The organism is Olivibacter domesticus, assembly GCF_900109575.1.
Taxonomy (GTDB): Bacteria; Bacteroidota; Bacteroidia; order Sphingobacteriales; family Sphingobacteriaceae; genus Olivibacter; species Olivibacter domesticus.
Genome location: NZ_FOAF01000005.1, coordinates 79,621 through 91,248, shown reverse-complemented (window position 1 = coordinate 91,248; position 11,628 = coordinate 79,621). Strand labels below are relative to the sequence as shown.

Sequence of the window (11,628 nt, the reverse complement as noted above, 5' to 3'; positions counted from 1 at the left end):
TTATTTTAATTCGCGCTGATGTAAGAATTTTTGTAGGTTTGATTTATGATAAATTTCAAGCTCGATAGCGAATATATTCACCTCATTCAATTGTTAAAAGCGGTAAACGTGGTTGAAAATGGGGGTGAAGCACAAGCGGTAGTAAGCGAAGGGCTCGTGACCTGTAATGGGGAAATAGAGTTACGCAAAAGATATAAAGTGAGAAAAGGGGATGTAATAACATTTTTAGAATATAAGATTGTGATTCAATAGTATTGGTTCGGGACGGATTCAACAATGAGCTATATCTGAACAAATAGAATATGCAAATCCTCAAGTAGTGATTGAAATAAAAAAGTTCGCTTGTTGTATGTAGCTACAATTAAACAAAAACAAAAATAATAAAATGATAAGTGAGATAAAAAGTAATAATTACTCTGTATTTTTTGACAAAAAACTGGAAGCACTGGACGATTTTTTAAATAGTAATTCTTATTCAAAGGTATTTGTACTTACTGACCGGAATACGGGCGAATATTGTTTACCCGTATTTAAACGCTATTTACCCAAATTAACGGAGTACGATTTAATAGAAATAGATCCCGGTGAGGAAAACAAAAACATTGATTTTTGCATAGGTATCTGGAAGATGCTGCTTGATTTTGGTGCCGATAGAAAAAGCTTGATGGTTAACCTTGGGGGCGGCGTTATTACTGATATTGGTGGTTTTGCTGCATCTACCTTTAAGCGGGGAATCGATTTTGTGCAGATTCCAACCACTTTGTTATCTCAGGTGGATGCTTCAGTAGGCGGAAAGACAGGGATAGACATGGATGGAGTAAAAAACATTATTGGTACGTTTGCTCAGCCAAAAGCCGTTTTTATCAATAGTTCTTTTTTATCGACACTTGACGATAGGCAAATAACATCTGGCTTTGCGGAGATGATAAAGCATGGTCTTATTTACGATTACGACTATTTCAAGCAGCTTAAAGCGATTAGCCCAAAAGAGATAAATGATCAATTAGTCCGCCGGTCTGTAGAAATAAAAAATGATGTAGTTACTAAAGATCCAACAGAAAAGGGTCTTCGCAAAATTTTGAATTTCGGACATACGATAGGTCATGCCATTGAAAGTTACTCGCTCGCTAATGATTCCTTTCCATTGTTGCACGGTGAAGCCATTGGCGCCGGTATGATATGTGAGGCTTATTTGTCACATCGATTAAATGGTTTGCCCTTGGAGGCATTAAATGAAATTACTGATTATGTTAAAAGTATATTTCCGGTATATTCTTTTGGAGAAGGTATATATGAAGACCTATTTGCTTATATGCGTAATGATAAGAAAAATACCAGTGGAAATATCGGCTTTGCCCTACTAAAACAAATAGGAACATGCGAATTTGATATTTATGTTCGCCAGGAAGATATTAAAGAAAGTCTTGATTACTATTGCTCATTCAATTAAAAAACCTTTATGAAAATCATCAATTACGTATTTACGTTTTTTCTTGTGTTAATGGCAGGAACGTTGTTGTCATTCTGCAAATCTAGTATTAATGATACTGTAAACAGCAAGGAAAAACCGGCTGTTCTAGTCTTTTCAAAAACTGCTGGTTTTAGGCACGATTCTATTGAGAAGGGAATCGCTACTATAGAAGAGTTAGGGAAAAATAACAACTTTGAGGTAGAACATACTGAAGATTCTACGCTATTTACCAATAACAATCTAAAGCGATTTAAAGCAATTATATTTTTAAGCACTACAGGCGACATATTAAATGCCGATCAGCAGAAAGCCTTTGAACAATATATAGAACATGGTGGAGGTTTTGTTGGCATTCACGCTGCTGCTGATACGGAATACGATTGGCCTTGGTATAATAAACTAGTTGGAGCCTGGTTTCTGAGTCACCCTAAGCAGCAAAATGCAACTATAGATGTAATAGATAAAAATCATCCGTCTACTAAACATTTACCAAATACATGGACAAGATGGGATGAGTGGTATAACTATAAGGACATCAACCCAGAAACTAAAGTATTGATGAAACTCGATGAAACCAGTTATGAGGGCGGTAAAAATGGAGATAATCATCCTATTGCCTGGTATCATAACTTTGATGGAGGAAGAGCCTTCTATACAGGTTTAGGACACACGAAGGAGAGCTATGATGACGAAGCGTTTAGGTTACATCTGTTGGGTGGAATAAAATACGCAATGGGAGAGTAGGAAAATAGTTAAGTAGGTAGGAAATAGGGGAAATAGTTGAGTGGGAAAATTGTTAAGTAGTTTTGCGTAGGAAGCTAAATTACTTAACGACTCAACTATTCAACAACTTAACTATTCAACAACTCAACGTTATATCAAGTACTCAAACAGGGTTTGATCACTATTTACCTCTTTTGCATCGAAATGATGATGGCGCATACGCTCAAGAAGGGCGTTATAATCTTTAGCATCCTGCAATTCTATACCCACTAATGCTGGTCCTCTTTCGCGTTCTGTTTTTTTGATGAATTCAAAACGAGTGATATCATCTTGGGGACCCAAAACTTCATTAACAAAGAGTTTTAATGCACCTGGCCGTTGAGGAAAACGTACGATGAAATAATGTTTCAATCCTTCATACAGTAAAGACATTTCCTTAATTTCGGCCATACGGTCAATATCATTATTACCTCCACTAATGATACATACTACTTTTTTTCCTTTGATTTCTTCCTTGCAGAAATCCAAAGCAGCCACTGAAAGCGCACCGGCAGGCTCCACAACAATGGCATCCTCATTGTATAGCCTTAAAATGGTTGTACAAACTTTTCCTTCAGGAATTAATATGACCTTTTCCAGTACATCCTTACAAAGGGGAAATGTGAGCTCCCCAATTCGTTTCACAGCAGCACCATCAACGAAGCGATTGATCTCGTTAAGTGTTACTGGTTTGCCAGCTTTTAAGGCTTCCGTCATGGAAGGGGCTCCTGTTGGCTCTACACCAATAATTTTGATGTTGGGATTTACACTTTTTAGATAACTTCCTACACCAGCGGCGATTCCTCCTCCTCCAATAGGAATGATTGCGAGATCAATTTCTGGTTCGTCTTCAATGATTTCAACACCTACGGTAGCTTGCCCTTCAATAATGCGATAGTCATCGAAAGGTGGGACAAAAGTCATGTTATTGGTAGCAGTATATGACAGGGCTTCTTTTAAACAATCATCAAAGGTATCACCGGTAAGCACAATTTCTATCTGCCCGTTTCCAAACATGATGGTTTGTGTAACCTTTTGCTTAGGCGTGATTTCAGGCATGAAAACAACTCCTTTCACACCTAACTTATGACAAGAATAGGCAAAGCCTTGAGCGTGGTTTCCTGCACTGGCACATACTACACCTCTGCTTAGCTCCTCCACTGTAAGTGAGCTAACCATATTGTATGCCCCCCTAAGTTTATAAGAGCGTACAAGTTGTAAATCCTCACGTTTTAGGTAGACTTCACAGCCGTATTTTTCTGAGAGCCTAGCGTGATAGGCTAGGGGGGTGCGGTTAACGACCTGTTTTAAACGGGTGGCGGCCTCTTTATAATTTAACGCTAATTCCATTTTAAGATATCATTCATAAGAAAGATGTCAAATAGAAGGCCAAGGCAAACTTTTTGACATCTTTTTTATCTAGGCAGCCTAGATATTCGCTGCTAACCAGTCGCCAACTTCGCTGGTTTTGTAAGCGTTATTATTCTTTCCAGCCAAATCTTCTGTTACAACTCCTTCTGAGAGCGATTTGTTCACAACAGATCTAATAACGGCTGCCTCCTCTTTTAAGTTAAAAGCGTCTTCAAACATCATCGCCGCTGATAAGACTGTTGCAAGTGGATTTGCTATATCCTTTCCAGCAGCTTGCGGATAAGAGCCGTGAATAGGTTCGAAAAGGGATGTATGAACACCTATAGACGAAGAAGGCATTAGGCCCATGGAGCCTGAAATAACGGAAGCTTCATCTGTTAAAATATCACCAAATAAGTTTTCAGTAATCATTACATCATAGGAGCTGGGCCATTGTACCAAGCGCATAGCTACCGCATCCACAAATTCGTAGCTAACCTCCACTTCTGGAAAATCTTTTTCCATATCTTGTACAGTCTCTCTCCATAAGCGTGAGCTTTCCAATACATTGGCTTTATCTACGCAACAAAGTTTTTTCCGACGACTCATGGCCATTTCAAAACCCAATTTAGCGAGGCGCTTGATCTCTTCTCTTGTATACGTACAGGTATCAAAAGCGGTATCGCCATTATCTTTACGGCCTCTCTCGCCAAAATAGATTCCACCTGTTAATTCACGTAAGATCACTAAATCCGTGCCTTCTATGCGTTCTCTTTTTAAAGGAGAATTATCTATTAAGGAAGGGAAGGTGAAGGTTGGACGAACGTTTGCAAAAAGACCTAGTTTTTTTCGCATTTTAAGTAAGCCTTGTTCAGGGCGTACGGTTGCTTTAGGATCGTTGTCAAAACGCGGATGACCAATTGCTCCAAATAGAACAGCATCAGCTGCCATACAGATCTCATGTGTTTCATCTGGATAGGGTTCACCCACTGCATCGATTGCTGCGGCTCCAGTTAAGGCTGCTGTCCAATTAATATCGTGGTTAAATTTCTTTGCTACTGCATTTACTACTTTTACGGCCTGGTCTATAACTTCCGGTCCAATTCCATCTCCTGCTAGAAGAGCAATATTCAATTTCATAGTATTAAGTAAAAAATAAAAATTAAAAAGTAAAAAAGTAATAAGGTTTTAGTATCAGTATCAAGTATCAAGATCATGTCCTATGTCTTGATACTTGTGTCTTAATACTTGCGTCTTATGTCCCTAAATAATATTCAACATTTTTTGTGTGGCTTTGATGGCGCAAACAGTTTGATCGGAATCTAAACCACGGGTTACGAAGGTCCGATTACTTGTTTCCCAAGTAATAATTGTTTCACATAAAGCATCCGAGCTGCTACCGGGTGCTATACGAACAGTATAGTCGACTAATTTAGGCAAACGAAAATTCTTTTTAGCATAAACCTTGGTCAGCGCTTTCATAAAAGCGTCAAATTGCCCGTCACCTTGCGCATGTTCTTCAACAACTTTACCATCAAAACAAACGGAAATGGTGGCAGATGGGCGTAAGCCTTTCGCATGTGTTAACACGTACGATTCTACCCGCACCTTCTCTTCATAAAGATTGCTGTCGAGCACGTCAGAAATAATATAAGGTAAATCTTCTTTGGTAACAGTTTCTTTTTTGTCACCTAATTCGATTACCCGCTGTGTTACTTTCTTTAAATCTTCATTGTTCAGCTTTAAGCCAAGCTCTTGCAGGTTCTTTTCAATATTCGCCTTGCCAGAAGTTTTTCCAAGAGCATAGGTGCGCTTTCTGCCAAAACGCTCTGGAAGTAGGTCATTAAAATAGAGATTGTTCTTATTATCTCCATCAGCATGGATACCCGCAGTTTGCGTAAAGACGTTTTCTCCAACAATTGGTTTGTTAGCAGGGATTCTAACGCCTGAAAAAGTTTCCACCAGCTTGCTAACCTTATATATAGCGGATTCTTTGACGGAAACAGAAACATCGGGAAGAAAATCATTCATAACAGCTATAACACTCGCCATGGGTGCATTGCCCGCCCTTTCTCCCATGCCGTTTACAGTCAAATGCAATCCATTGGCGCCTGCTTTGACAGCCTCTAACACGTTCGCTGTACCCAAGTCATAATCATTATGCGCATGGAAATCAAAGTGTTGATTGGGGTGTTTGGCCCGTAGTTCAGCGATATATTGGAAAGTTTCTGCCGGTGTCAATACACCTAAGGTATCGGGTAGCAGTATCCTTTTTATAGGCTGTTCAGACAGAAATGCCAGATACTGATGTACGTATTCTGGTGAGTTTTTCATGCCATTGCTCCAGTCTTCGAGATATACATTCGTATCGATCCCTTCCCTTTTGGCTGATGCGATGATGTTCGCTATTTCTTCAAAGTGCTGCTCAGGTGTTTTTTTTAACTGATGGGTGAGGTGGTTTAAAGATCCTTTGGTTAATAGATTCTGCACTTTTACGCCTGCTCTTAACATCCAATCAATCGAAATACCATTGTCTACAAAAGTCAATATTTCAATGGCTTGTAGATATCCATTCTCTTTGGCCCAATTTGCAATTGCTTTCACTGCTTCGAATTCTCCTTCAGACACGCGTGCTGATGCAATTTCAACTCGATCTACATGCAGCTCTTCTAATAGCAATTGTGTAATTGTTAATTTTTCCGAAATAGAAAAAGACACGCCCGATGTCTGTTCGCCATCGCGCAATGTGGTGTCCATTATTTCTATTTTCCTTTTCATTTATGTCTAAGTAAAAATTAAAAACTCAAAAGTTTGCCTCCCGGGGGCTCATTGATGCCTCAGAATGACAAACAAGATATCAATATTTAAGGCGAAGGTTGTGAGTTGCGCGTGTTTAGGAAATTATACCGATACTCACAACTCATAACCCATAACCGGCAACTCTAAAAAGGCAGCGTTGCAGCGAAATCCTGAATTTCTCCTCTTATATTCTGCAGGTAATCGATATCGTCAAAACCATTCGATAAGTTATCCTTTTTATAAGGGCTAATATCAAATTTTTCCTGCTCACCAGTAGCTAACAATGTAATTGTTTGTGCTGGAAGATTAACTTCCAATTGCGCTTGTGCATCAGCAAAAACAGCACTGAATATTTTTTCCAAAAAGGCAGGGCTTACTTGAACAGGTAGTACACCAATGTTTAAACAATTATTTTTGAAGATGTCTGCAAAGAAACTCGATACAACACAGCGGAAGCCATAGTCGTAAACAGCCCAAGCTGCGTGTTCACGAGAAGAACCTGAGCCGAAGTTTTTACCTCCTACTAAGATTTTTCCGCTATAGACGGGGTTATTTAGAACGAAGTCGCTTTTAGGTGTATTATCCGAATTATAGCGCCAGTCACGGAATAAATTATCACCAAAGCCAACGCGTTCGGTAGCTTTGAGAAATCGTGCCGGTATGATTTGATCGGTATCTACATTCTCAATTGGAAGAGGTACCGTTGTACTTTTTAATATAGTGAATTTGTCGTAAGCCATTGTTTTAAATTAATGTTCGTGGATCTGTAACTACTCCGGTGATAGCAGCAGCTGCGGCAACTAGCGGGCTGGCAAGCATTGTTCTCGCACCAGGTCCCTGTCTACCTTCAAAATTTCTGTTCGAAGTACTCACGGCATATTTACCTGCGGGTACTTTATCATCATTCATGGCTAGGCAAGCAGAACAACCAGGTTGACGTAACGTGAAACCAGCTTCGGTTAAAACATCTAATAAACCTTCCTTTTTAATTTGTTCTTCCACAATGTGCGAGCCTGGTACGAGCCATACCGTGACATTTTCGGCTTTTTTCTTTCCTTTAATTAAGGAAGTAAAGGCCCTGAAGTCCTCAATACGACCGTTGGTACAGCTGCCTACAAAAACATAATCTACTTTTTTGCCAATCATGGATTCGCCTTCATGAAAGCCCATATATCCGAGTGATTTTTCATAAGTAGTCACGCCGCCTTCCACTTCAGATGCATCTGGTATATGATTGGAAATACCGATACCCATGCCTGGATTCGTTCCATAAGTAATCATGGGTTCAATACTGCTACCATCAAAAGTAAATTCTTTATCAAAAGTAGCATCAGCATCTGTTTTAAGTGTTTGCCAGTAAGCCATCGCTTTATCCCAGGCATCACCTTTAGGTGTAAATTCACGATCTTTGATGTAATCGAACGTTGTTTGATCCGGAGCAATCATACCACCGCGCGCACCCATTTCAATGCTCAAGTTACATACCGTCATACGACCTTCCATGCTCATCTTCTCAAACACTTCACCAGCATATTCTACAAAATATCCAGTAGCACCCGAAGTAGTTAGTTTAGAGATGATAAATAAGGCAACATCTTTTGGTGTAACGCCTTTACTAAGTGATCCTGTCACACTAATTCGCATTTTTTTTGCTTTCGGCTGCATGATACATTGCGAAGCTAAAACCATTTCAACTTCTGAGGTGCCGATTCCGAAGGCAATGGCACCAAAAGCACCGTGTGTAGAGGTATGTGAATCGCCACACACAATGGTTGCACCTGGTTGCGTAATGCCATGTTCTGGACCAATAACATGTACGATGCCATTTTTCTGGTGGCCAAGGCCCCAATGTCGGATTCCGTAAGCATTTGCATTGTTTTCTAAAGCCTTTAGCTGGTTAGCCGAAAGCGGATCCGAAACGGGTAAATGCTGATTGATCGTTGGCGTATTATGATCAGCCGTAGCAAACGTACGCTCCGGATATAATACTTTTATGTCCCTATTCTTTAATCCTAAAAAGGCTACGGGGCTCGTAACTTCATGGATTAAATGACGGTCGATAAATAACACGTCGGGACCGCCCTCAATCTTCCGTACTACGTGCGAGTCCCACACTTTATCAAATAACGTCTTGCTCATTTTTATTTAGTTAGATTTTTAATTTTTTCTCTGCAATCTTTTATACAAATTTATTCAATGCATCTAGATAGGCATTCGCAGAAGCCCTTACAATATCTGTACTGAATCCGTATCCCATATATGACTGATCTTCATGGATGACACGCATATCCACTTTACTTACATCATCGCTTCCACCATGAATGGAGTGGATGTTGAATTCTTTGATTTCATTATGGCTTCCAATAATGCTTTCAATAGCTTTAATGGTCGCACTAACCGGACCATTACCGGATGCTGTTGCTTCCTGTTCGGTACCTCTATAGTTTAGTTTGATAATCGCTTGCGGATCGCTTTGATCGCCGGTGATTACTTGTAGCGAGCTGATTGTAACGCCATTTTTAAAATTACTCTCAGCCTCTTCGCCCATTAAACGTAGCAAGTCGTCATCCTTGATCTCTTTCTTTTCATCAGCCAATGTAAGAAAACGCTGATAAGTCTGATCTAAATCAATACGTTCAATCGTGTATCCAAGGCGTTCTAAATGATGCTTAAGTGCATGCCTGCCACTGCGAGCCGTTAAGATAATTTCCGATTGATCTATACCAACATCCTCTGGATTGATAATCTCGTAGTTTTCACGGTGCTTAAGCACGCCATCCTGATGAATGCCAGAGCTGTGTGCAAAGGCATTACGTCCAACAATGGCTTTGTTTGCCTGAACGGGCATACGCATCATTCGGCTTACCATTGCACTTAGCGGATATAGTTGTTTGGTATTAATATTCGTCTGGAACTGAAGTGTCTGGTAGTGTGTCTTCAGTGCCATTACCACCTCTTCTAAAGAAGTGTTACCAGCGCGTTCACCAATACCATTTATCGTACATTCGACCTGCCGAGCACCGTTCTGAATGCCTGAAAGGCTATTAGCGGTAGCAAGACCTAGATCATTGTGACAATGAACGGAGATAATCGCCTGATCGATATTCTTGACGTTTTCTTTTAGGAAACGAATTTTAGCTCCATATTGTTCAGGGAGGCAATAGCCATTGGTATCGGGGATATTGACAACCGTTGCACCGGCAGCAATCACTGCTTCGATCATTTGAGCTAAATATACATTATCGGCTCTTCCTGCATCTTCAGCATAAAATTCAACATCCTCCACAAATTGTTTGGCATATTTCACCGCTTCTGCAGCACGTTCAAGAATCGCTTCACGGGTACTGTTAAACTTATACTTGATGTGCATATCCGAAGAACCAATACCGGTGTGGATACGAGGACGTTTTGCATATTTTAACGCCTCTGCTGCACAATCGATATCTCCTTTATTTGCACGAGTTAAGGCACAAATAATGGGCTCACGAACGGCCTTTGATAATTCTACCACACTTTGGAAATCCCCGGGACTTGATATAGGAAAACCCGCTTCGATAATATCTACGCCCAATGATTGGAGTGCTTCTCCAATAATGATTTTTTCTGGCGTAGTCAATTGCGAGCCCGGAACCTGCTCTCCATCACGAAGCGTGGTGTCGAATATGTATAAGTGATTAGGATTGTGTAACATATTGGGTGTTTTTTATTTCTATTCTTATGATGCAATAGCTGCTAATGGATAACCATCCTATTTTTTGCCATTTTAATTAAGCATATGCGGCTATCTTTTGTATTGTTTTTACTTCACCTTTCTCTAGCACAATTTTATTTTCCAAACAGCTAGGTAATAATGTCTCGTAGTGACCTACATAAATCAATGTTTTTCCAAAGCTACAAAGTTCATCGACAACGGCATTGAAATGTTCTGTCTGCACCTGATCCAGTCCTTGACAGGGTTCATCTAAGATCAATAGCGATGGGTTTTTAATGATTGTTCTGGCCAATAATACGAGGCGTTGCTTACCCAATGGAAGGGACGTTAATAGCCTGTCTTTATAGGATGTAAGTTCAAAAAAATCCATTAGTTGATTTACTCTTTGCTGCTGTTCATAGTTAAGCTGTCGAAATAAACCAATACTATCGTAAAGACCTGAGGCAATTGCTTGCCATACCTTTGCCGCTTTATCAAAATACCAATGTAGTTCGGGCGAGACAATACCTAAATGCGCTTTGATATCCCAGATGCTTTCTCCACTTCCGCGTTTATTACCGAAAAGATGGATCTCACTGGCATAAGCTTGTGGATGATCTCCATTGATAAGGCTTAGCAAGGTCGATTTCCCGGAACCATTATGTCCTTGCAGCAGCCACTTTTCACCTTTACGCACGGTCCAACTGATATTCTTTAATACTTCTTTTTCGCCATAGCGAACACGGATGTTCTCCATGTGAACGAATATATCCGCCGATTCCTTCGACTCTTGCCGCAGGAAATAGGGCAAGGGTTTCTGCCGGCGTGCCAGGTCTTTAGAAAAATGTTGAATAGCGGAAAGGATTTTTAACTGTCCGTTTTCAATTTCTGCAAATCGATTAATACAGCTGGGTATATTTTCATCGTTTGTGATAAGCATCAACTGTACACCGGCTGCGACTAGCTCTTCCAAAAACTGATTTAGTTTGTTGCGCGAAGCCTTATCCAGTCCGGTATAAGGTTCGTCGATAATCAGCAGTTGCGGTTTTAGCCACAAAGCTTTTATCAACTGCAGTTTTTTGTGCTCACCACTCGACAACTCGATGAGCTGCGTATTTTTGAAATCGAGAAAATCAAAAAGGCTCAAGTATTTTTCGACCTCTTCGAACGTCAGATTCTCCTCTTTGGAATAATGCATTAATTCAGCATATACCGTTAAGGTATCATTTCGTTGTTGCTTATTATAACGTTGCTGATAATAGAAGTTACGGTCGCCTTCTAGATTTGTAAACTGATACCAGTTAGATACATATAAAACCCGAGCAGGAAGGGGGGACGATGGATCGAAAAAGAATTGGATATTGCCGCTTATTTTTTCCAGTCCAGCGAGCGCTTTCCCTAGTGAGCTCTTTCCGGAACCGCTTTTTCCACCAATAAGCCAATGCTCTTCCGGAAGGATTTGCCAATTTAGCTGGTCCAATATAACATCATGTGCATATTGAAGACTTAAATGGGTGATATGGACGACGGAATTAATCATAGCCGAATAGGCTGG

At 40.2% G+C, this 11,628-nt stretch carries 10 protein-coding genes; 3 read left to right on the top strand and 7 right to left on the bottom strand.

The features are described 5' to 3' along the window. The first annotated feature begins 45 nt into the window (after window positions 1-45). The 3 genes from BMY50_RS18270 to BMY50_RS18260 all read left to right on the top strand — a co-directional run bounded on the left by BMY50_RS18270 (window position 46) and on the right by BMY50_RS18260 (window position 2,215). The gene (locus BMY50_RS18270; RefSeq protein ID WP_093327201.1) at window positions 46-252 is read left to right on the top strand and encodes an RNA-binding S4 domain-containing protein; all 207 of its coding nucleotides are present in this window, start codon (window positions 46-48) and stop codon (window positions 250-252) included. A gap of 136 nt (window positions 253-388) precedes the next feature. Next, window positions 389-1,450 carry a 3-dehydroquinate synthase gene (gene aroB / locus BMY50_RS18265; protein WP_377533703.1) on the top strand — a complete coding sequence of 354 codons (1,062 nt, stop codon included), beginning with the start codon at window positions 389-391 and terminating at the stop codon, window positions 1,448-1,450. Window positions 1,451-1,459: 9 nt separating this feature from the next. Then, a complete protein-coding gene (locus BMY50_RS18260; protein ID WP_093327196.1) occupies window positions 1,460-2,215 on the top strand; it encodes a ThuA domain-containing protein in 756 nt (251 codons plus the stop codon). 129 nt (window positions 2,216-2,344) lie between these two features. On the opposite strand, the gene ilvA is transcribed toward BMY50_RS18260, so the two are convergent. The 7 genes from ilvA to BMY50_RS18225 form a co-directional block, all read right to left on the bottom strand. Next, window positions 2,345-3,583: a threonine ammonia-lyase IlvA gene (ilvA, locus tag BMY50_RS18255; RefSeq protein WP_093327194.1), complete on the bottom strand. Its 1,239-nt coding sequence runs from the start codon at window positions 3,581-3,583 to the stop codon at window positions 2,345-2,347. A 78-nt stretch (window positions 3,584-3,661) separates the two neighbouring features. Next, window positions 3,662-4,723, bottom strand: coding sequence for a 3-isopropylmalate dehydrogenase (leuB, locus tag BMY50_RS18250; RefSeq protein WP_093327192.1), 1,062 nt, complete (start codon window positions 4,721-4,723; stop codon window positions 3,662-3,664). Between the two features lie 123 nt (window positions 4,724-4,846). After that, window positions 4,847-6,361 carry an alpha-isopropylmalate synthase regulatory domain-containing protein gene (locus BMY50_RS18245; RefSeq protein ID WP_093327190.1) on the bottom strand — a complete coding sequence of 505 codons (1,515 nt, stop codon included), beginning with the start codon at window positions 6,359-6,361 and terminating at the stop codon, window positions 4,847-4,849. A 164-nt stretch (window positions 6,362-6,525) separates the two neighbouring features. Then, window positions 6,526-7,122 (bottom strand): 3-isopropylmalate dehydratase small subunit, encoded by a 597-nt coding sequence (gene leuD / locus BMY50_RS18240; protein WP_093327188.1) that lies wholly within the window; start codon window positions 7,120-7,122, stop codon window positions 6,526-6,528. A gap of 4 nt (window positions 7,123-7,126) precedes the next feature. Next, complete coding sequence (gene leuC, locus BMY50_RS18235; RefSeq protein WP_093327187.1) at window positions 7,127-8,521, bottom strand: 3-isopropylmalate dehydratase large subunit; 1,395 nt, start codon at window positions 8,519-8,521, stop codon at window positions 7,127-7,129. Between the two features lie 40 nt (window positions 8,522-8,561). Next, window positions 8,562-10,073: a 2-isopropylmalate synthase gene (locus BMY50_RS18230; RefSeq protein ID WP_093327185.1), complete on the bottom strand. Its 1,512-nt coding sequence runs from the start codon at window positions 10,071-10,073 to the stop codon at window positions 8,562-8,564. A gap of 76 nt (window positions 10,074-10,149) precedes the next feature. Further along, entirely contained in the window at window positions 10,150-11,613 is a 1,464-nt protein-coding gene (locus BMY50_RS18225; protein ID WP_093327183.1) for an ATP-binding cassette domain-containing protein, read from the bottom strand. Between the last annotated feature and the right edge of the window lie 15 nt (window positions 11,614-11,628).